Raw genomic sequence first — 20,294 nt, forward strand, 5'->3', positions numbered from 1 at the left:
ATGGACGATTTCCTCTCCGACCGCACCCCGCCCGAGGGCCGGTCGATTCTCTTCCTCGACATCGACGGGACGCTGCTCGACTCCTACCCCGGCATCCGGGCGGGGTTCCTGCACGCCCTGGACACGATCGATGTGGAGTACCCCGACGAGCAGTTCCTGGCCCGGCTGGCCGGCCCGCCGATGGAGCACACGCTCGCCGCCCTGGGGCTTGACGACGCCACCGTCCGCCGCGGCTTCGACGCCTACATGGACTTCACCTCCGGGGGCGGCTGGGCCCAGGCGGAGGTTTTCCCGGGCATGACGGACTTCCTCGCCGGGGCGCGCTCCGCGGGCTACTACCTGGCCACGGCCTCCTCCAAGGGCGAGGGTTTCGCGCGCCGGATCCTTCAGCGCACCGGGCTGATCGAGGACCTCGACTTCCTCGGCGCCGCGCAGGAGTACGGTCCCCGCAGGACGAAGGAGAAGGTCATCGCGCACGTCCTCGACTCCCTCGGCCTGCACGAGCGCCGCCACGAGATCCTCATGGTCGGCGACCGCTCCTACGACATCCAGGGCGCCGCACACTTCAGCATCGACGCCGTCGCCACGGAATGGGGCTACGGCCACGAGGGGGAATGGCAGTCCGCCCGCTTCCGCGTCACCGACGCGGACCAACTCAAGGAGGTCGTCCATGACTGGACCATCGACGGATAACCGGGATTTCAGCGCCGAGCCGCTGCACGTGACTTTCGTCTGCCTGGGCAACATCTGCCGCTCCCCCATGGCGGAGGTCATCTTCACCGAGGCCGTCGCCCGGGCCGGACTTGAGGGGCTGATCAGGGTCTCCTCCTCGGGCACGGGCGACTGGCACGTCGGCGAGGGCGCCGACGAACGGGCACTGCGGGAGCTGGCCGACAACGGCTACGACGGCTCCGATCACCGCGCCAGCCAGGTCGGACCCGAGACCCTGGCCGCCGACCTCATCATCGCGTTGGACACCAACCACCGCTCCTCCCTCATCGTCGCCTCGGGCGCCGCGGAGGAGAAGGTGCGGATGCTGCGCGACTTCGATCCCGCCGCCGGACCCGACGCCTCCGTCGCCGACCCCTACTTCGGCGGCCCGGCGGGCTTCATCACCACCCGTGAGCAGATTGAAGCCGCCGTCCCGGGCATCCTCGACTGGGCCCGCGCGCAACTGAACCGGTGACTCCCCCGGCCCGCGGGGCTTAGGGAATCATTCTTTTGATGGGTAGACTGCGCGGTGTGAGTAGCTCGACGAGGTCCCGGTACGCAGGCAGACGCGGTCAGCAGCAAAAAAGCTGGTGGCGGCGGCTGCTCACACCCGGATGGCTCATCACCGCCGTCCTGGTGGTGGCGTTCTCCTATTTGGCCTTCGCCTTCCTCGCCCCGTGGCAGCTGAACAAGGACGACGCCCTCGTCGCGCGCAACGAGCAGATCGAGGCGGCCTACGCCACCGACCCGGTCCCGGTGACCGAGGTGGTCGACGAGAACGGCTCGATCACGCCGGAGCAGGAATGGACGCGGGTGACCGCGACCGGCCGCTACCTCACCCAGGACGAGGTGCTCCTGCGCCTGCGGCCGGTGGAGAAGACGCCGGCCTTCCAGTCACTGGTGCCTTTCCAGCTCGACTCCGGCGAGACCCTGCTGGTTCACCGTGGCTGGGTGGCCTCCGGTGACGGCGTGACCGTCCCGGAGTTCGCGGACCCGCCGGGCGGCGCCGTCACGCTGGAGGGCATGCTGCGTCTCGGCGAGCCGACGGGGACGAAGGCCCCGCTCCAGGAACAGGGCTTCACGCAGGTCTACACCGTCAGCACCGAGGAAATCGGCGACCTGACCGGAACCGACCTGGGCAACGACTACATCCAGCTCAGCCCGGACCAGCCCGGCGGCCTCAACCCGATGCCGGTGCCGATGCTCGACCGCGGCAACCACCTCTCCTACGGGCTGCAGTGGCTGGCCTTCGGCGTCATGGCCCCCCTGGGACTGATCTACTTCGTGTGGGCCGAGTTCAAGGAGCGTCGCCGCGCCCGTGACGAGCAGGACGAGATGGCCGAGGTGCTCGACGCCGCCGACGCCGGAGACGACGCCGGGGAGGCCCCGGAGCGCGACTCGGACGCCTGGCTGGAATCCGACCCGGACGTGCACACCGTCGTCCGTTCCCGCAACGTCCGCGACCGTTACGGCGACGCCAAGCGCGACCATTATGAGGGTTTCGCCAAGCGCGAGCGCGAGCGTTACTGACGCCACCCTCCCGCTGCCCGTCCGCTTGATTACCCTGGACGCATGGCTCTCATGAAGAAGATGTCCGGTGACGCGGTGGAGGCGGATTACCGCCTCTTCGAGGCCGCCCTGGCGACGCTGGAGTCCGCCGGCTTCATCCCCCGCCACGAGCCCTCGCTCGCCGACGTCACGCAGAAGGGCAACTCGGTTCTCCTCCGCTGGCTGCGGGCCCGGCCGTTGACGGTGCTGCTGTCCCTGCGCGACGTCGACGACGAGCAGTTCTTCGATCACGTCTGGGTCGACCCGGTCGAGTACACGCGCCTGTCGGCAGGGGAACTGGTGGAGCTGGTCCGCGACGTGGCGGCGGCCACCGGCCGCGAGGATGAGCTCGGCGGCGTCCGGGTGATCTTCGATCCGGGCTCGGCGTGCTCGGGTTCGCTGAGCTACCGCCTCGGTCAGGACGTCGTCGACGTGTCCTTCGACATGGATCCGGATTTCGGCGACGAGGACGCCGAGGCGCAGATCGTCCGTGCCCTCGCCCCCGAGGGCACGGTGCCGCATCTGCTCTTCGACCGGGCGTCGGCGCGCTGCACCGTGGTGTGGGCACCGGTGGACAACGGGTCCTTCTTCGACGCCCTCGACGCCGAGAATCAGACCGCCGTCGAGGAGGCCTAGCCTCCGAAGCCCCCGACCCGGCGCAGCACGCCGAAGCGGTGGGTGGTCACGGTGAGGGCCTGTTCCAGCAGCATCGACAGCAGCTCGCGACGCCCCTCGGCCAGCACCGGAGCGTCCAGGACGACTGAGCCGGAGCGCACCGCCGCGGCGTAGACCCTCTCCTCCGCGCCGCCCAGCAGGCGGATTCGTCGGCCCCGGCCGGCGTCGAGTTCCCGGGCGAATCCGGTGTCACTGACCTCCCGGGCCGCCGGGGCGACGCGGGCGACCTCCGCGTGGACCTCGGGGGCCGTAGAAATCTCCAGCTCGGTGCCCACCGCCTGCGCGCCGAGAATGAGCCGGTGCAGGTCGCGGAGGCGCCAGCCCTCCCCCACGCGCACGATCAGCGGGTCGAGCAACGGTCGGTAGCGGAAGACGTTGGCCTCCGAGCGCAATGCGGAACGGTCGTGTCGGCGACCGAACTCCGCGTCGACGGCGCGGGCGTCGGATTCCGCCGCCCGGCGCAGCCAGGCCGCGTCCTCGGCCGGAAGATCCCGCTCGAGGACGCGCAGCCGGCGCTCGATCGCCGGATCCAGGGTCACGTCGCGCAGGGTCAGCTCCCCGTCGGTCCAGGTGCCCTGCTGCGCGACGTAGTTGGGGCCGCCGGCCTTGGCGCCCGCACCGATGACGGAGTCCTTCCAGCCGCCGAAGGACTGGCGCCGCACGATCGCCCCGGTGATGCCGCGGTTGACGTAGGCGTTGCCCACTTCGACCTGCTCGACCCAGTGGGCGATCTCCTCGTCGTCGAGCGAGTGAATCCCGCCGGTCAGGCCGAAGCCGGTGGAGTTCTGCCAGGCGATGGCCTCGTCCAGGTCACGGGCGCGCATCACACCGAGCACCGGGCCGAAGCACTCGTGGGTGTGGAACCAGGACCCGGGGGTGACCCCGTCGCGGATGCCCGGGTGCCAGAACCGGCCCTCCTCGTCGAGCTGGCGCGGCTCGAGCAGCCAGGATTCGCCGGCGTCAAGCGTGGTCAGGCCGCGGGCCAGCTTCTCCCCCGGCGGCTCGATGAGACCGTTGACGCGCACGGAGATGTCCGTGCCGGGGCCGACGTGGAGGGATCGGGTGGCGTCGACGAGCTGGTTGAGGAAACGCTCCGAGCGGCCCATGGACCCGACGAGGATGAGCAGCGAGGCGGCGGAGCACTTCTGGCCGGCGTGGCCGAACGCGGAGTCGACGACGTCGGCGACGGCCAGATCGGGGTCGGCGGCCGGGGTGACGATGATGGCGTTCTTGCCGGAGGTCTCCGCCGACAGCGTCATGCGCGGCGACCAGGAGCGGAACAGGGCGGCGGTGTCGGAGCCGCCCGTGAGGATGACGTTGTCGACGTGGGTGATGAGGTGTTTTCCGGCTTCGCCCTCGTCGGCGCGCAGCAGCTGCAGCAGGTCAGTGTCGACGCCGTGGGCGGCCAGGCCGCGGTGGATGGCGGCGACGGCGACCTCCGAGCATGCGACGACCTGGGGCGCCGGTTTGACGATCACCGCCGAACCGGCCGCCAGTGCGGCCAGCATGCCGCCGACGGGGATGGCGACGGGGAAATTCCACGGCGGGATAACCGCGGTGACCTGGTGCGGGGTGAAGACGGACTGGTAGTCCTCCAGCGCCCGCGCCGAGGCCGCGTAGTAGGTGGCGAAGTCGATCGCCTCGGAGACCTCCGGGTCGGACTGCGCGATGGTCTTGCCGGCCTCGTGGGCCATGACCGCGATGAGCTCACCGCGGGCGTCGGCGAGCTCGTCGGCGACGGTCTCGAGCACCTTCGCGCGCTCGTGACCGCTGAGCGCGGCCCAGTCGGGCTGCACCCGCCGGGCGGTCTCGAGGGCGTCGTCGACCAGGCGCAGGTCGGCGATTTCCGGGGAGGTGACCTCCTGGCCCGGAGCGGCGAGCGTAGCCACGGCCCAGTCACGGTTGACCTCCAGGGCCGGGTCGGTGTCCGGTTCATTGTGGAAGCCGCGCCCCGGCGCCTGGCGGCCGGACTCCTGGGTGCGGTCCTGCCCGCGGCGGGGTTCGGCGGGGACGTCGTGGGCGTCGGCGAGCGCGCGGCGGAACCGCTCCCGCTGCGCCTCCATCGCTTCCTGGTCGTCGGCGAAGAGGGCGTAGATGAAGTTGTGCGGCTCGGCGTTCTCCTCGAGCCGGCGCACCAGGTAGCTGACGGCGACGTCGAAGTCCTCGCGGGCCACCACCGGGGTGTAGAGGATCAGGGTGCCGAAAGCCTCGTGAATGACCTGCGACTGCGCCGGGCTCATGCCCTGCAGCATCTCCGCGTCGACCTGATCGAGAACTCCCCGGCCGACGGCCAGCTCGTGGGCCGCGGCGAGGGTGTAGGTGTTGTGGCTGGCCACCCCGATGCGCAGGGCACCGGCGTGCTCGGGGCGCAGGGCGACGTCGAGCAGACGCAGGTAGTTCGCGTCCACCTCGTGTTTGGTGGCGTAGGGGGTCTGCTCCCAGCCGTGGATCTCGGCGTCGACGCGTTCCATGGAGAGGTTGGCTCCCTTGACCAGGCGCACCTTGATCGGGGCGCCGCCCGCGTCGACGCGGGTGTGGGCGAAGTCGATGAGCGCGTCCAGCGCGCCGACCGAGTCCGGAAGGTAGGCCTGCAGCACGATACCGGCCTCGTAGTCGAGGAACTCCTCCTCCATGAGCAGCTCCATGAACAGGCGCAGCGTCACGTCGAAGTCCTTGTACTCCTCCATGTCGAGATTGATGAAGGTCCCGTTGGCCTGGGCTTTCCGGTAGAGCGGGCGCAGCTGCTCCTTGAGCCGGGCGACGGAGCCGTCCTCGTCCCAGTGGTTGAGCTGCGCACACAGGCTGGAAGCCTTGACCGAGACGTAGGTGACGCGGGGGTTCTCGATGAGCTCGGCGGTGCGGCGGGCCCGACTCTCGGCCTCGGCGTGACCGAGCACCGCCTCGCCGAGCAGGTTGAGGTTGAGCTGCACGCCCCTGTCCGCCGCCTTATCGAGCAGCGTGTCCAGGTTCGAGCCGCCGGAGTCGAAGATGAGGTGCGAGACCATCTGCCGCAGCCGGCCGCGCGCCAACGGCATGACCACGTCCGGGGCCAGCTTCGACACCGCCGAGCCCAGACTGAACATGGCGCGGTTGAGCAGGCCCAGAAAGGCCGGCGCCTCCGTCATTTTCCGCATCTCCGCGGCAGCCACGCGGTTGTCCTCGGGGCGGGCGACGCGATCGACGAAATCCATCGTGAAGGCCACGCCGTCGGGATGCCGCAGGAGCTCCGCCAGCAGCTCGGAGTTGCGGGCGTCATCGCTTGCCGACGCCGCGTCCTCCGTCGCCTGCAGCCACTGTCCGGCTCGCGCGAGGATGCGCTCCTCAAGATCGACAAGTCGGTTGTTCGGGCTCGTCATGGCGGTTCTCCTTGGGGTCGTCGGCGCTACCCCGGCGCCACAAGGGTGCGTGGCGCCGGGCAGCGATCCTGTCGCGTACCCCACATGATAGGTATGAAAACCCTTTCCGTCGACGACCCTTTATGGGGGAATTCTCAGGGATTGCAGCCGGAGGACATCTCCCCGGACATGGTCCGCGTCGGCCGGGCCTCCTCCAGCTGCCACTCCGTCTTGTCGGGAACGAAGAGTGCGTGGCACCGCAGCTGGTTGACCATCGTGTCGGTGGCCGGTATTCCGTGGAGCTCCATTTCCCCCGTGGGGTCGTAGGACCAGGCCGAGGAGCCGAGTTCCCGGCCTTCCGGGGTCGGGGTCACGTGCCAGACGTTGCCGTTTTTGGTGGCCGTGACGGTGGCGTGGTCGATGATGTCCGTCCCGGCCCCCGCCATGGCTCCCGTCATGGCCAGGCTGATCAGTAGTGCCGTGGCTACTGCGCCCATGATTTTTTCCGTTCTTCTCTTCCGGTCGACGCCGGCGACGACCGGGTGCGATCGAGTGTCAGCATGCCGATGAAGGCTGCCCGGCAGTCGACTGCGGGCACGGGTGGGGCGTGGGGTGTCGGGCACGGATTCGGGTGCGCTTCCCCTGCAGTTGGCTACCTCAATCATAAGGTGCGCGGGTGTCGTTCCACGCCGACAATGACAAGAACTCCGACCCCAGTGTGACGCACCCCCTAACGGACGGAAAGCAAAGACACCGGTCCACACTTTCCGTGTGGACCGGTGTCTGTACTGGTGCGTCCTGACGGGCTCGAACCGCCGACCTACTGGGTGTAAACCAGTTGCTCTTCCAGCTGAGCTAAGGACGCCTAGGGCTTGTCCGCGCTACCGGCGAACAAAAAAAGATCCTAGCACGGGACCCGCCGGACCCCCGTACCGGCTGCTCAGCGACAGTGTTCCGGCGCGCCGTCCTACTTCTTGGAGCTGCCGCGGGCCACCAGCGCGCCCGCCTGCCACTGTCCGATCCGCTCGGAGGTGGTGGAGACCAGGCCGGCCAACTGCGAGGACTCGTTGATCTCGCCCGGCTCGACCGCGCCCGGCTTGCCCGGCGCCGGGGTCAGCAGCCAGATGGTGCCGTTGTCGGCGAGGTTGCGGGTGGCGTCGACGAGCGCGTCCACCAGGTCACCGTCGTCTTCACGCCACCACAGCAGAACGATGTCGCACAGCTCGTCGGTCTCGTAGTCGAGAAGCTCCTCGCCGATGGCCTCCTCAATTGCTTCGGAGACGTTGGAATCAGCGTCCTCATCCCAACCGAGCTCCTGGACGATCATGTCGGCCTTCACTCCTAGCCTGTTCACGATCTCCTGGGCATCGCCGTCATTGACGACGCTCGGGGCGTCCACCACGGTGTCTCTTCCTCCTGCTGTCAGCTCCCCGGCCACGGTCACCTGTCGGCGCGTGCACACGGGGTGAAATACTGGTTAATGAAGGGTCAGATGTGACCCACGCGTAATACCGTACTCGCAGCGAAGTGGGATTTCTGCGTTTGGGTGGGGATAGCGCCCGAAAATCCGACGGACGTACACCCCCGCCTGCGCCAGGCGGAGGGCGGACGCGCCCGGGCGTCGGCGGGTCTCCCCCGCAGGCACCGACCCCGACGGGGCCCCTTAAGCTTTGCCCCCCAAAATGATCAGACCACCCCCGCCCGGGTTCAACCGCGCCCTGCCGACGAGCCGTTCTCCTGGCGAACAGAAAAGCGCTGTTGGTGGCCCTAATAGCGCGCACGCCCGTCAAACGCGGGCCGTTTTTCGGCCAGCCGTGGGCCGCGAAAGTTGCCCCGGATCGGACAGCTCGGTACACACACGGACCCGGATAGGACGTACTCTTGGGGGTTAACAGCGCCCGCCCGAGCTTCTGCGCACCTGAAATCCCTGGGTCGAGCGGGCGAGGCGACCGGAACCCGGGGCCTCATTGGACGCTGAATTACTGAAATTCCCACCACCTAGGAGGAATGAGAACATGGCTGACGCCCAGGCCAAGGACGCCTACTCCAACCACCCGCTGATCCGCGACGGTGTCGCTTCCTACCTGCATGACGCAGACCCGGAGGAGACCCGCGAGTGGATGGACTCCCTCGACGGACTCCTGGAGGAGTCCTCCCCGGAACGCGCCCGCTACCTCATGCTGCGCCTGCTCGAGCGCGCGTCGGCGAAGCGTGTCCCGCTGCCGGCGCTGAACTCGACCGACTTCGTCAACACGATCCCGACCACCCAGGAACCGGAGTTCCCGGGCGACGAGGAGATCGAGAAGCGTTACCGTCGCTGGATCCGCTGGAACGCCGCCATCATGGTGCACCGCCAGCAGCGCCCGGGCATCGAGGTCGGCGGCCACATCTCCACCTACGCGTCGGCGGCCGCCCTCTACGAGGTCGGCATGAACCACTTCTTCCGCGGCAAGGACCACCCGGGCGGTGGCGACCAGATCTTCTTCCAGGGCCACGCCTCGCCGGGCATGTACGCCCGCGCCTTCCTCGAGGGTCGTCTCGACGAGAACGACATGGACGGCTTCCGCCAGGAGGTGTCGAGGGGCCCGGGTCAGGGCATGCCCTCCTACCCGCACCCGAAGGGGATGCCGGACTTCTGGGAGTTCCCGACCGTGTCCATGGGCATCGGCCCGATGAACGCGATCTACCAGGCACGCTTCAACAAGTACCTGCACGACCGCGGCATCAAGGACACCTCCGACCAGCACGTCTGGGCCTTCCTCGGTGACGGCGAGATGGACGAGGCGGAGTCCCGCGGCCTGCTGCAGATGGGTCCGCTCTACAACCTCGACAACCTGACCTTCGTGGTCAACTGCAACCTGCAGCGCCTCGACGGCCCGGTCCGCGGCAACGGCCAGATCATCCAGGAGCTGGAGTCCTTCTTCAAGGGCGCCGGCTGGAACGTCATCAAGGTCGTCTGGGCCCGTGACTGGGACAAGCTCATCGAGAAGGACCAGGACGGCGCCCTCGTCGAGGTCATGAACACCACCGTCGACGGCGACTACCAGACCTACAAGGCCAACGACGGCGCCTACGTCCGCGAGCACTTCTTCGGCAAGGATCCCCGCACCCTCAAGCTCGTCGAGGACCTCTCCGACGAGGAGATCTGGGAGCTGCGCCGCGGCGGCCACGACTACCGCAAGGTCTACGCCGCCTACAAGCGCGCCCTGGAGACCAAGAACGGCGCGCCGACCGTCATCCTCGCCCACACCATCAAGGGCTACGGCCTGGGACACAACTTCGAGGGCCGCAACGCGACCCACCAGATGAAGAAGCTGACCCTGGACGATCTGAAGCAGTTCCGCACCAAGCAGGACATCCCCTTCTCCGACGAGGACCTGGAGAAGGATCCCTACCTGCCGCCGTACTACCACCCGGGAAAGGACGCCCCGGAAATCAAGTACATGCTCGAGCGTCGCGAGGAGCTGGGCGGCTTCCTGCCGGAACGCCGCTCCGTCTACACCCCGCTCGAGGTTCCGGAGCTGGACAAGCTCAAGTCCATCCGCAAGGGTTCGGGCAAGCAGCAGGTCGCCACCACCATGGCGCTCGTGCGCACCTTCAAGGAGCTCATGCGCGACAAGGAGCTGGGCAAGCGAATCGTCCCGATCATCCCGGACGAGGCCCGCACCTTCGGCATGGACTCCTGGTTCCCGACGCTGAAGATCTACAACCCGGACGGCCAGAACTACGTCCCGGTCGACCATGACCTGATGCTGTCCTACCGTGAGGCCACCGACGGCCAGATCCTCCACGAGGGCATCAACGAGGACGGCGCGACCGCCTCCTTCACCGCCGCGGCCACCTCCTACGCCACCCACGGCGAGCCGATGGTTCCGCTCTACATCTTCTACTCGATGTTCGGCTTCCAGCGCACCGGCGACGTCTTCTGGGCGGCCGCCGACCAGATGGCCCGCGGCTTCGTCATCGGCGCCACCGCCGGCCGCACCACCCTGGCCGGCGAGGGCCTGCAGCACATGGACGGCCACTCCCAGATCCTGGCGTCGACCAACCCGGCCGTCGTCTCCTACGACCCGGCGTTCTCCTACGAGATCGCGCACCTCATCCGCGAGGGCATCGACCGGATGTACGGCCCGGACCGCGGCGAGGACGTCATGTACTACCTCACCGTGTACAACGAGCCGGTCTCCCAGCCGGCCGAGCCGGAGGACCTCGACGTCGAGGGCCTGCACAAGGGCATCTACCTCTACTCCCGCGGCGAGATCGGCGACAACGAGGTCTCCCTGCTGGCCTCCGGCATCGGCATGCAGCAGGCGCTGCGTGCGCAGGCGCTGCTGGCCGACGAGCACAACGTCAAGGCCAACGTCTACTCCGTCACCTCCTGGACCGAGCTGTCCCGCGACGCCCAGCACGTCGCGGACGCCGACCTGCGCAACCCGTCGGTGGAAAAGACCGAGCCCTTCCTGACCAAGCAGCTCAAGCAGACCTCCGGCCCGTACATCGCCACCAGTGATTTCGCCTCCGACCTGCACGAGTCCATCCGCAAGGCTGTCCCGGGCCAGTACATCACCCTGGGCGCCGACGGCTTCGGCTTCGCGGACACCCGCCCGGCGGCCCGCCGCTTCTTCAACATCGACGCCGAGTCGATGGTGGTCGCGGCCCTGACCGGCCTGGCCCGCGAGGGCAAGATCGACATCACCTACGCCCAGGCGGCCGCGGCGAAGTACCACGTCGACGACCCGACCAAGGCCTAGCCCGCCCGTCGACGCCCGGTCCCCTCGTGGGGCCGGGCGTTCCGGTTTTCCGGGGTCAGGGGGGCCGGCGGAAGGGCGCGGGTGGCGGCCTTGCCGTGGCAACGGTGTGGCCGGCGGAACGTTCCGACAATGTTTGGTCGACTGTCGACCAACCATTGTCGGGATGGCACACCCCGCCCGCGCCCACCGATAGCAAAGGAGTATGGTGTCCCACTGATAAATCGATAGGCACACTCAGCAGGGAGACAATTGGTAGCGGAACGTACGACCCGGGAGAACAGACTGGTCACCCCGACCTTCCTCATCGTCTGGCTGGTCAATTTCATCCAATACCTGCTCTTCTACCTGCTGGTCACCACGATCGCGCTCTACGCGGTCAAGGAGTTCGCGGTCGGTGAGGCCGCCAGTGGCCTGGCCGCGAGCTCCTTCGTCATCGGGGCCACGGTCGCGCGCGTCTTCTGCGGTTACGTCACCGACGTCGTCGGCCGTCGCCCGGTGCTGGTGACCGCGTCCGTGCTCGTGGCCGTCGCCTGCCTGCTGTATCTGCCCGTCGACGACTTCGCGCTGCTCGTCGTGGTCCGCGCACTCCACGGCTTCGCCTACGCCTTCGCCACCACCGCGGTGATGGCGATGGCCCAGTCCGTCATTCCCGCTTCCCGACGCGCGGAAGGCACCGGCTACTTCGCGCTCAGCTCCACCCTGGCCACCGCCGTGGGTCCGGCACTGGGTCTGTTCCTGGTCGAGTCCTTCGATTACCGCACCCTGTTCCTGGTCACCTTCGCCACCTCGGTGCTGGCGCTGGCCGCCGCGCTGGTGCTGCGTACTCCCGAGCTCCGACAGCCAGTGAGCCGGTTCAACCTCGCCGACGTCGCCCACCCCGCCGTCATCCCGATCGGGGTGTTCATGATGCTGATCGGCCTGTGTTACGCGGGCGTCATCACCTACCTCAACGCCTATGCCGTGGAACGTGACCTCACGGTCGGCGCCAGTCTCTTCTTCATCGGTTATGCCGCGGTCATGCTGGTGATGCGCTTCATCCTCGGCCGAGTCCAGGACCGCCGCGGCGACAACGTCGTCATCGCCCTGGGCGTGGCCTCCTTCGTGATCGCGCTGGTGACCCTTTCCCTCGCAACGGAAAACTGGATGGTCGTCACTGCCGGCATGCTCACCGGCCTGGGCTACGGCACGCTCATGCCGGCCTGTCAAGTGATCACGGTGCGCCTGGTCGAGCCCGAGCGAATGGGCACGGGCATCTCCACGATGTTCCTGTTCATGGATCTCGGCCTCGGCATCGGGCCGATCTTCCTGGGCATGCTCGTCGCCGCCACCAGTTACGGGACGATGTACGCGTTCCTCGCGGTCATCTGCGTGCTCGCCGGATTCCTCTACGTCCTGGTGCATGGCCGCCACGTGTCGGGTTCGCGGCTGCGCAGCGTCGACACCGGCGGCGCTGCGCAGCCCCGGGCCTAGCCGACCCGGCGGACCCGTGGCGCCAGGCGCCGGACCCGGTGGGCCAGGTCTTCGTAGGCGGCGTCGAAGGCCTCCTCGGTGCCGACCGCGACCGGGTCCGGGATCGACCAGTGCAGCGCACCGCCGAGTTCCTCGTGGGCGGAGTCGCAGACGGTGACGATGACGTCGCTGTCGCCGATCACCTCCCCCACCGACCGCGGCCGGTCGTCGAGAAGCAGCCCGTGGCGGGCCGCGACCTCCTGGGCCCCGGGGGCTATGCGGTCGGCGGGCTCGGTACCGGCCGATGCGCCCGGGATGTCGCTGGCTTCGCGCCACAGGGCGGTGGCCAGCTGGGAACGGGCCGAGTTGCCGGTGCAGACGAACACGAGACGGGTCGCCGTCAGTTCCGGGGCGGGCAGCAACCCGTCGACCGCCCCGGGGGCCAGGCGGAGGTAGGAGCGGCGACCGTCGGCCTGGGACCGGTGCCGCGTGAGGAAGCCCGCCTTCTCCAGGATGCGCACGTGGTGCGCGAGCAGGCTGGAGGAGACGCCCAGCGCGTGCTGGAGCTCGACGGGGGCGGCGTCGCCGAGCGTGAGGGTGTCGACGATCCCCAGGCGCACCGGGTCCGCGAGCGCCGCCAAGCGGGCCACCCGATCGCCGAGGCCAATTCGCTCAAGGTTCATTGACTCAATATTGACTTAGGTATCTGCATGAGTCAAGGTAAACGGGTGGATCACACTCTTCTTCTCTGGCGACGCAGCTTCGCCGAATTCCTCGGAACCGCCCTGCTCGTGACGACGGTGGTCGGTTCCGGCATCGCCGCCCAGCAGCTCTCCCCCGACGACGTCGGACTCCAGCTCCTCGAAAACTCCCTGGCCACCACCTTCGGCCTGGCGGTCCTCATCCTGGTGTTCCAGCCGGTCTCCGGCGCCTCCTTCAACCCGGTGGTCACGCTGGTCGACCGGGCTCTCGGCGGCGGCGCCCGGTCCGGGGACATGCTGGCCTATATCGCGGCCCAGTTCGCCGGCGGCATCGTCGGCGCCGTGCTGGCCAACGTGATGTTCGCCGTGCCCACGGAGCTGTCGACCAAGGACCGCGTGAGCATGGGAACCCTGGTGGCGGAGGTGGTCGCCACCGCGGGCCTGGTGCTGGTCATTTTCGCCCTGGTGAGGACCCAGCGCGCAGCCATCGTGGGGCCGGCCGTCGGCGCCTACATCGGTGCGGCCTACTGGTTCACCTCCTCGACCTCGGTCGCCAACCCCGCCGTCAACCTGGGGCGCATGTTCAGCGACACCTTCGCCGGCATCTCCCCGGCCACCCAGCTGCCGTTCATCGGCGCCCAGCTGCTCGGCGGGCTGGTGGCCTACGCCCTGGTCCGGCTCTTCTTCCCGCCCCGGCCCGCGACGGTCACCGGCTAGATCCCCGGCCAGGATTCGGTCCTGGGGCACCGTGTTTTCCGCTAGCCTCGGTGGCAACGACCATTTCCGAGGCACAGGAGAGGACCATGGCCACACCCCAGCCCGATCCGAACAACCCGCCCCCGTCCAACCCGCCGACCACGCCTTTCGACGATCAGCCACCCCAGCGCAAGGCCCGCGACCGTCCCGAAGGCTGTGGCATCTGGGTCGCCATCCTCGTGGCTGTCATGCTGATCATCGCTATTCTCGCGCGCCCGGACGACACCCCGGTCGAGTCGACCGAGTCGCGGGCGGCCCCGGCCGTCGTGGCCGGGTACGTGCCGGACTAAGTCGCGTTCGGCCGAGCATCGGGAAGCTCCTCGGCCGGGAACACGGGCAGTTCTGTGGCCGTGTCGGCGTCGACGAGCTGGTCTCCCTCCAGCCAGGAGTTGCCCTGGAGAACGTCGCGGACGTCCCAGGGCCGACGGACCCGGACATAGCCGCCGTTGCTGCGGACGTGGACGGCGGGCAGGAACTCGATGAAGTTGGTCTGCAGGCACATGGTGTAACCGCCGACTCTGAGGAATTCGAGCCGGTCGCCCACCTGGAGTTCCGGGGTGTCCGCCAGGACGGTGATGCGGTCGTCCTCCATGAGGGTGAACCCCCCGACGACCTGGGCGGGCAGGATGCGGGTGGACTCGGTGTCGATCTCCACCGCAAAGGCGCGCTGTCGCCGGAACAGCGGATCGATGTCGGTGCGGCTGACGTCGGTGACCAGGAAGGTGGTGTCGTTGATCTTCTTGGTGTCCAGGACGCTGGCGTGGAATTCGAAGGGGACGGCCACCAGTGAGGCGCCGGGTTCCACGATGAGCCGGGTGCGCGTGGCGTCGACGAACGGGTCCAGGGCCTGACGGATGGTGGCGACGTAGTCGTCGAAGGTGGGGTGCCCCTCCTCCCGCCCGAAGAAGCCGCCGCCGACGTCGACCCACTCGGGGGTCAGTCCGCGCGATTCGATGATCTCCCCCGCCATCTCCGCCGAAGCCCGGAAAACCTCGGCACTCTGGGTCAGCGAGTTGCGGTGCATGTGGAGTCCGGCCACCCGCACCCCGGCGGCCGTCAGATCGGCGATGGCCCGGTCGAACTCCCCGTTGCCCAGATCAAACCCGAACCTGCCCTCGCGCAGGCCGCCCACGACGGTGTCGCCGGGGCTGCGCGCCAGCAGATCCCAATTCGCGCGGAGGCCGACGGTGAACTCCCGGTCCGGGTGCTCCGCAGCCAGCTCAGCCGCCCAGACCACCTCCCGCTTGGAGTCGATGTTGACGATCGACCCCTTCTGCAGCGCGAAGCGGAAGCGGTCCCGCCCCTTGATCGGGCCGTTGAAGACGATGCGGTCCGGGGCGAAGCCGAGCGCGAGTGCCAGGTCGTACTCGGAGTTGGAGACGGTCTCGGCCCACGCCCCGTGCGCACGCATGTAGGAAATGAGCCAGGGCAGCGAGTTGGTCTTGAAGGAGTAGCCGAGGATCGAATTGGGCCAGTGGGTGGCCAGCGCCCGCTGGAAATTGCCGAGGTAGCGCCCGAGCACCTCCTCGTCGATGACCCAGGTCGGGGTGGGCGGTTTTCCCGCCTCCGGTCGTGAATTAGCCATTGCGGTGTCTCCTCGAAAGGGTGGACGTTAACAGGGGTTGGTGGCGAAGAACTTCAGGTAGCCGCCGGCCTCCCAGAGCGCCAGCCGGGCGAAGTGGTCGCGGGTGAGATTGGGAACGTGGACCACCTGGACGGCCACGTCCGTGCACCGGTTGAAGTTCAGTGCGACCCGGCGGTGGTGGAGGCGGCTGGTGACGAGAACCGCGGACTCCCAGCCCTGCTCGTCCGCCAGGGTCTGGAAGGTCTGCGCCTCGCCGGTGGTCGAGCTCGGCACCGGGTTCAGGCACCAGGTTCCGGTGCCTTCCGGGACGCCCTCGCCGTGGCACAGCCGGTAGCCGATCCGGTCTCGGGGCCCGTGCGGGTTGGACACGACCAGAGAGTCGGACACCCCCGAGTGGATGAGGTTCGCTCCGATGTCGTGCCGGCCGTCACTCGCGCCAGCGATCACCACCACCACGTCCGCCGCCTGCGGGTCGGTTTTCGGGGGATTGGCGATCACGACGAGGAAGAGCGCCGCCGCCAGCAGTGCCCCGATGAACATGATTTCCACGGTCCGCAGAACCCGCCTCATTGCCCTGGACATTCGCCCCGCCCTCCGGAGTTCGCCCGCTGCTCGAGGTTCTGATGTTGCGACGTGCACCGGCCCGTGATCGCCACGGCGTCGACGTATTTGCCTCCGATGACGCCGGCGTCGCTGAGCAGCCACTCCCCGGGCGCCGGGAGTCCCGCGGCCCACGCGACGTAGGCGTGCGGCACCCGGGCACCCGCCAGGTGCGAGAACGGGTAGCCGCCGCCGAAGCGGGGGTTGACGTCGATGACCCGGGCGACCCGGTCGGGGTCGGCGTCGTCGATCATCACGTCGACGTCGACGCTGCCGACGTGCCCGACCGCCTGGGCGACGCGCTCGGCCACCGCATGGAACCGCTCGGCGGGGACGGTCTCCGCCCGGTCGGTCTCCCCGGCGCGCATGGCGATCTTGCGCCGGGCCAGGACGGCGGCGAAGTTTCCGTCAAGGTCGTTGACCACGTCGAGGCCGAATTCGGTCCCGTTGATGCGCTCCTGGACGATGACGAGGTCGTGGGGGTTGATCTCGTCCTGCTCCAGGGCCGGGCGGCCCTGGCGGGTGGTGACCTCGGTGACCGCCGAGGCGACGGCGGCCGCCAACCCGTCGGCGTCGGTGAAGCGCAGGCCCCGGGAGGCGCTGCCGAAGCGCCCCTTGACGACGAAACCCGGTTCCTTCCCGGCGGACCGGGACTCCGCGCGGGCGGCATCGACCGCCCCGCCCAGCCAGGTCCGTGGCGCCGGCGGCCCGGAGGCGAGGAACGTGGTGCTCATGACGTACTTGTCTTCCACCAGGCGCTGGCTGTCGGCGCTGAGCCGGACCAGCGGCGCCCACTCCGGGGAGGGCGGCAGTTGGGACCATTCGGACAGTTCGAAGTCGTTGATGGACACGGCCAGGGAAATGTCGCGCCCGGACAGCAGGTCGCCGAGCCAGTGACGATAACCGGGGTCCGCCACCGGCGGCGCGGGGAGGAACTCGTCGGCGAAGGCCCGCGACGGGGACAGCGGGTCGAGGTCGGCCGCGATCACCCGGCCCTCGAGCCCGTTGGCCGCCAGCGCGTCCCGGAACCAGGTCACCAAGTAGGGCCGGCGACCGACCGAGCACAGGAGGATGTTCATGCGCCCCCCTGCCTCGCCCCGGAGAGGAACCGGGTTATGTCCGACTCGATGCGGTCGACGTCGGCCTCGGTCAGGGCCGAGCTGCTGGGCAGGGAGAGCCCGGTCTCGAAGAGTCGTTGCGCCGTGCCGTTGACGAAGGCGCGGCGGCCGCGGTGCACCGGCTGCAGGTGCATGGGCTTCCACAGGGGCCGCGCCTCGATCCCGGCGGCGGCGAGATGGCGCTGCAGATCGGCGGCGCCGAAGCCCGCGGTCGCTGGGTTGATGAGGACGGAGGTCAGCCAGAAGTTGTCCCTGGTGGCGGAGTCCGGGTCGTCGGCGCCGGAGGGTTCGCCGAAGACGTCGACGCCGCGGATGTTGGCGAACAGGGTCCGGTAGTCGAGGCGGTGTCGCCGCCGGGCCTCGATCATGTCGTCGAGGCGGGAGAGCTGGGCGCGCCCCAGGGCGGCGAGGATGTTCGACATCCGGTAGTTGTAGCCGATCTCGGTGTGCTCGTAGTGGATTACGGGCTGGCGGGCCTGGGTGGCCAGGTAGCGGACGTGATCGGCGGTGGCGGCGTCGTCGACGAGCAGTGCTCCCCCGCCCGAGGTGGTCATGATCTTGTTCCCGTTGAAGGACACCGCGGCCGCGACGCCGAAGGCACCGGCGCGTTTGCCGGCACGCCGGGCGCCCAGGGATTCCGCGGCGTCCGCGATGACCGGGACGCCGTAGGTGGCGGCGGCGGCGCCGATGCGCTCATAGTCGGCGACCTTGCCGAGCATGTCGACGGCGATGATCGCGGCGACCGGCGTTCCCTCGGAGTGGAGCGTCGCCAGGGCCTCCGCCAGCAGGTCGGGGTCCATGTTGCCGGAGTCGTCGGCGTCGACGAAGACGGGTTCTGCGCCGACGTAGAGGATGGCGTTGGCGGTGGCGGCGAAGGTCAGGGAGGACGCGAGGACCACGTCACCGGGGCCGACGCCGAGGGTCAGCAGGGCGAGGTGCAGCGCCGCCGTGCCCGAGGACAGGGCGACGGCGTGGGGGCGGCCGCAGTAGGCGGCCAGCTCCGCCTCGAAGGCATCGACCTCCGGCCCGAGCGGTGCGATCCACCCGGAGCGGACGGCGCGGACGACGGCGTCCTCCTCCAGCCTGGTCACGTCGGGCGAGGAGAGGTAGATCTTCGGGATGGTCTGGGTCACGGGGGCCTCCCTGGTCTCGGGTGGGGTTGAGGCTAGAACGCTTCGTGCAGGCTGGCCTTCTGCTGTGCCGGGTTGCGTGCCAGGTCCCGGAGGGTGACGTAGGGGTCCTGGCCGCAGTCGGGCACCTGCTCGAGAGGATCGACGCGGACCTCCGTGACCATGGGGTGACGGTCGGCGCGAACGGGCCGCTCGCGGTCGTCGATGAGCTCCTCGGTGAGCTTTTCACCGGGGCGCAGGCCGGTGTAGACGATGTCGATGTCGTCCCTGCCCGCCACGCGCATGAGCCCGCGGGCGAGTTCGAGGATGGATTTGGGCTCACCCATGTCGAGGACGAGGGTTTCCCCGGACGCACCGACCACGGCGGCCTGGAGCACGAGTTCCGAGGCCTCCGGGATGGTCATGAAGTAGCGGGTGATGTCCGGATGGGTGATGGTGATGGGTCCGCCGGCTTCGATCTGGCCGCGGAAGGTCTCGATGACGGAGCCACGGGAGCCGAGGACGTTGCCGAAGCGGACCGACACCCAGGTCCCCTCGTGGGTTTCGCCGTAGGCGGCGGTCAGGCGTTCGGCGATGCGCTTGGAGTCGCCGAGCACGCAGCAGGGGTTGGCCGCCTTGTCGGTGGAGATGTTGACGACGACGCTGGCCCCGCAGGCGGCCGCGGCGTCCAGGACGTTCCTCGTGCCGAGGACGTTGGTCAGCCAGGCCTCGCGCGGGTACATCTCCAGCAGCGGCTGGTGTTTGAGGGCGGCGGCGTGGAGGACGACCTCGGGGGCGTGCTCGAGGAAGATCTGCCGGGTGCTTTCCGCGTCGCGGATGTCGGCCAGGACGATGTTGCGGGAGTCGAGCAGCGCCTGCCCGGACAGGGAGAGCTGGGTGTGGTGCAGGCCGCCCTCGTCGCGGTCCAGGAGGACCAGTTCCGCGGGGCCGTAGCGGTTGATCTGGCGTGCCAGTTCGGAGCCGATCGAACCGCCGGCGCCGGTGACCAGGACCCGCTTGCCACTGATCAGCTGGGCGATGCTGGCTTCATCGAGGACGACCTGTTCACGGCCCATGAGGGTTGCCAGGTCAAGCTCCTTCAGCTGGATGGCGCCGATCTTGCTGATCTCCTCCAGGGTGGGGACGGTCATCAGCTTGAGGTCGAGTTCGGCGGCCAGCCTGGTGATCTTCGTCTTCGTGGTCGGGCCGATGCCGTTGATCGCGACGACCGCGGTGGTGGCGCCGGTGGCCGCGGTGACGGCCTCCAGCTCGTCCAGGCCGCCGCGGACCTTCACCCCGTGAATGCGGGCGCCCCGGAGGCGGATGTCGTCGTCGACGACGGCTTTGACCACCATGTCGTAGTCGCTGGCCGGGTCGGAGAGCTCGGCGATGATGCGCCGCCCGAGGGAACCTCCCCCGATGACGATGACGGGTTCGCGGTTGCGGGCGCGGTGGGTTCGCCAGGCCAGGACGCCGGCTCTCATGCCGAACGCCGCGAGGATGACGAAGAAGGCCGCGAACAGCGGAACCGAGCGGGGCATCGCCACAGGCGGGATGACGGTGGCGGTGATGCTGCCGACGACGCCCGCGACCAGCGCCGCGAAGGCCACGACGCCCAGGCTCTGACGGCCCAGGGAGTCCAGCCTGGTACGCGGCGGGTAAACGCCGAGCAGGGCCCCGACCAGCAGGTGCGTCGCTGTGGTGACGACGAAGATGAGGACCGCCCACGACGCGGGTCCGGGGATGGCCAGCGAGGAGAAGTCGAGTCGCGCCCAGATCGCGAGGATGCCGGCGGGGATCCACAGCAGGAGGTCGACGAGGACCCAGGACACTCCTCCCGTTGTCCTCGGCTGGTCGGTTTCAGGGGAGGGATAGGGAGACATCATGCCACTCTCCTTGAGGTGGGCACAGAATCGGAGGTATAGTCCGATGCTGTGAGGCTAACGGCCGTGGTGT

The 20,294-nt window shown here is 68.9% G+C and carries 17 protein-coding genes and 1 tRNA gene; 8 read left to right on the forward strand and 10 right to left on the reverse strand.

Translation table 11 applies throughout. From position 1 onward, the window contains the following. From CGUA_RS09155 to CGUA_RS09170, 4 genes are read left to right on the forward strand one after another with little or no spacing between them, the layout of a single operon-like run. Entirely contained in the window at positions 1–693 is a 693-nt protein-coding gene (locus CGUA_RS09155) for an HAD-IA family hydrolase (RefSeq protein WP_290194943.1), read from the forward strand. Next, entirely contained in the window at positions 671–1,186 is a 516-nt protein-coding gene (locus CGUA_RS09160; RefSeq protein WP_290194945.1) for a low molecular weight protein-tyrosine-phosphatase, read from the forward strand. The genes CGUA_RS09155 and CGUA_RS09160 overlap by 23 nt, the downstream gene beginning before the upstream one ends. A gap of 56 nt (positions 1,187–1,242) precedes the next feature. Beyond that, positions 1,243–2,241: an SURF1 family cytochrome oxidase biogenesis protein gene (locus CGUA_RS09165; protein WP_290194947.1), complete on the forward strand. Its 999-nt coding sequence runs from the start codon at positions 1,243–1,245 to the stop codon at positions 2,239–2,241. Between the two features lie 42 nt (positions 2,242–2,283). Then, positions 2,284–2,895, forward strand: a complete 612-nt coding sequence (locus CGUA_RS09170; protein ID WP_290194949.1) for a hypothetical protein — start codon at positions 2,284–2,286, stop codon at positions 2,893–2,895. On the opposite strand, the gene CGUA_RS09175 is transcribed toward CGUA_RS09170, so the two are convergent. The 4 genes from CGUA_RS09175 to CGUA_RS09190 all read right to left on the reverse strand — a co-directional run bounded on the left by CGUA_RS09175 (position 2,892) and on the right by CGUA_RS09190 (position 7,671). Continuing rightward, positions 2,892–6,290 (reverse strand): bifunctional proline dehydrogenase/L-glutamate gamma-semialdehyde dehydrogenase, encoded by a 3,399-nt coding sequence (locus CGUA_RS09175; RefSeq protein WP_290194952.1) that lies wholly within the window; start codon positions 6,288–6,290, stop codon positions 2,892–2,894. The two genes, CGUA_RS09170 and CGUA_RS09175, sit on opposite strands and share 4 nt — an antisense overlap. 134 nt (positions 6,291–6,424) lie before the next feature. Beyond that, positions 6,425–6,766 carry a DUF2599 domain-containing protein gene (locus CGUA_RS09180; protein ID WP_290194953.1) on the reverse strand — a complete coding sequence of 114 codons (342 nt, stop codon included), beginning with the start codon at positions 6,764–6,766 and terminating at the stop codon, positions 6,425–6,427. A 292-nt stretch (positions 6,767–7,058) separates the two neighbouring features. After that, positions 7,059–7,134 (reverse strand) — tRNA-Val (locus CGUA_RS09185). Positions 7,135–7,236: 102 nt separating this feature from the next. Further along, complete coding sequence (locus tag CGUA_RS09190; RefSeq protein ID WP_290194955.1) at positions 7,237–7,671, reverse strand: DUF3052 domain-containing protein; 435 nt, start codon at positions 7,669–7,671, stop codon at positions 7,237–7,239. 613 nt (positions 7,672–8,284) lie between these two features. On the opposite strand from CGUA_RS09190, the gene aceE reads away from it, so the two are divergent. Next, entirely contained in the window at positions 8,285–11,020 is a 2,736-nt protein-coding gene (aceE, locus tag CGUA_RS09195; protein ID WP_290194957.1) for a pyruvate dehydrogenase (acetyl-transferring), homodimeric type, read from the forward strand. A gap of 249 nt (positions 11,021–11,269) precedes the next feature. After that, a complete protein-coding gene (locus tag CGUA_RS09200) occupies positions 11,270–12,490 on the forward strand; it encodes an MFS transporter (RefSeq protein ID WP_290194959.1) in 1,221 nt (406 codons plus the stop codon). Here CGUA_RS09200 and CGUA_RS09205 read toward each other — a convergent pair. After that, a complete protein-coding gene (locus CGUA_RS09205) occupies positions 12,487–13,152 on the reverse strand; it encodes an arsenate reductase/protein-tyrosine-phosphatase family protein (RefSeq protein ID WP_290194961.1) in 666 nt (221 codons plus the stop codon). The two genes, CGUA_RS09200 and CGUA_RS09205, sit on opposite strands and share 4 nt — an antisense overlap. Positions 13,153–13,197: 45 nt before the next feature. Here CGUA_RS09205 and CGUA_RS09210 point away from each other — a divergent pair, with 45 nt between their 5' ends. Together CGUA_RS09210 and CGUA_RS09215 are read left to right on the forward strand one after the other, a co-directional pair. Continuing rightward, positions 13,198–13,887, forward strand: a complete 690-nt coding sequence (locus CGUA_RS09210) for an aquaporin (protein WP_290194963.1) — start codon at positions 13,198–13,200, stop codon at positions 13,885–13,887. An 86-nt stretch (positions 13,888–13,973) separates the two neighbouring features. After that, a complete protein-coding gene (locus CGUA_RS09215; RefSeq protein ID WP_290194965.1) occupies positions 13,974–14,216 on the forward strand; it encodes a hypothetical protein in 243 nt (80 codons plus the stop codon). On the opposite strand, the gene CGUA_RS09220 is transcribed toward CGUA_RS09215, so the two are convergent. The 5 genes from CGUA_RS09220 to CGUA_RS09240 are packed head-to-tail and all read right to left on the reverse strand — an operon-like array spanning position 14,213 to position 20,224. Further along, entirely contained in the window at positions 14,213–15,511 is a 1,299-nt protein-coding gene (locus CGUA_RS09220) for a type III PLP-dependent enzyme domain-containing protein (protein ID WP_290194967.1), read from the reverse strand. The genes CGUA_RS09215 and CGUA_RS09220 overlap by 4 nt on opposite strands. Positions 15,512–15,538: 27 nt before the next feature. Continuing rightward, complete coding sequence (locus CGUA_RS09225; protein ID WP_290198365.1) at positions 15,539–16,051, reverse strand: ElyC/SanA/YdcF family protein; 513 nt, start codon at positions 16,049–16,051, stop codon at positions 15,539–15,541. 26 nt (positions 16,052–16,077) lie between these two features. Beyond that, positions 16,078–17,190 carry an ATP-grasp domain-containing protein gene (locus tag CGUA_RS09230; RefSeq protein ID WP_290194969.1) on the reverse strand — a complete coding sequence of 371 codons (1,113 nt, stop codon included), beginning with the start codon at positions 17,188–17,190 and terminating at the stop codon, positions 16,078–16,080. Then, positions 17,187–18,362, reverse strand: a complete 1,176-nt coding sequence (locus tag CGUA_RS09235; protein WP_290194971.1) for a DegT/DnrJ/EryC1/StrS family aminotransferase — start codon at positions 18,360–18,362, stop codon at positions 17,187–17,189. The genes CGUA_RS09230 and CGUA_RS09235 overlap by 4 nt, the downstream gene beginning before the upstream one ends. Positions 18,363–18,394: 32 nt before the next feature. After that, a complete protein-coding gene (locus tag CGUA_RS09240; protein ID WP_290194974.1) occupies positions 18,395–20,224 on the reverse strand; it encodes a nucleoside-diphosphate sugar epimerase/dehydratase in 1,830 nt (609 codons plus the stop codon). Between the last annotated feature and the right edge of the window lie 70 nt (positions 20,225–20,294).

Origin of the sequence: Corynebacterium guangdongense (genome assembly GCF_030408915.1) — a bacterium.
GTDB lineage: Bacteria > Actinomycetota > Actinomycetes > Mycobacteriales > Mycobacteriaceae > Corynebacterium > Corynebacterium guangdongense.

Excerpts from the sequence above, each read along its gene's own strand:
- CGUA_RS09155 (WP_290194943.1), top strand. The coding sequence starts at position 1 with ATGGACGATTTCCTCTCCGACCGCACCCCGCCCGAGGGCCGGTCGATT.
- CGUA_RS09160 (WP_290194945.1), top strand. The coding sequence starts at position 671 with ATGACTGGACCATCGACGGATAACCGGGATTTCAGCGCCGAGCCGCTG.
- CGUA_RS09170 (WP_290194949.1), top strand. The coding sequence starts at position 2,284 with ATGGCTCTCATGAAGAAGATGTCCGGTGACGCGGTGGAGGCGGATTAC.
- CGUA_RS09175 (WP_290194952.1), bottom strand. The coding sequence starts at position 6,290 with ATGACGAGCCCGAACAACCGACTTGTCGATCTTGAGGAGCGCATCCTC.
- CGUA_RS09180 (WP_290194953.1), bottom strand. The coding sequence starts at position 6,766 with ATGGGCGCAGTAGCCACGGCACTACTGATCAGCCTGGCCATGACGGGA.
- aceE (WP_290194957.1), top strand. The coding sequence starts at position 8,285 with ATGGCTGACGCCCAGGCCAAGGACGCCTACTCCAACCACCCGCTGATC.
- CGUA_RS09205 (WP_290194961.1), bottom strand. The coding sequence starts at position 13,152 with ATGAACCTTGAGCGAATTGGCCTCGGCGATCGGGTGGCCCGCTTGGCG.
- CGUA_RS09215 (WP_290194965.1), top strand. The coding sequence starts at position 13,974 with ATGGCCACACCCCAGCCCGATCCGAACAACCCGCCCCCGTCCAACCCG.
- CGUA_RS09220 (WP_290194967.1), bottom strand. The coding sequence starts at position 15,511 with ATGGCTAATTCACGACCGGAGGCGGGAAAACCGCCCACCCCGACCTGG.
- CGUA_RS09225 (WP_290198365.1), bottom strand. The coding sequence starts at position 16,051 with ATGTTCATCGGGGCACTGCTGGCGGCGGCGCTCTTCCTCGTCGTGATC.
- CGUA_RS09230 (WP_290194969.1), bottom strand. The coding sequence starts at position 17,190 with ATGAACATCCTCCTGTGCTCGGTCGGTCGCCGGCCCTACTTGGTGACC.
- CGUA_RS09240 (WP_290194974.1), bottom strand. The coding sequence starts at position 20,224 with ATGATGTCTCCCTATCCCTCCCCTGAAACCGACCAGCCGAGGACAACG.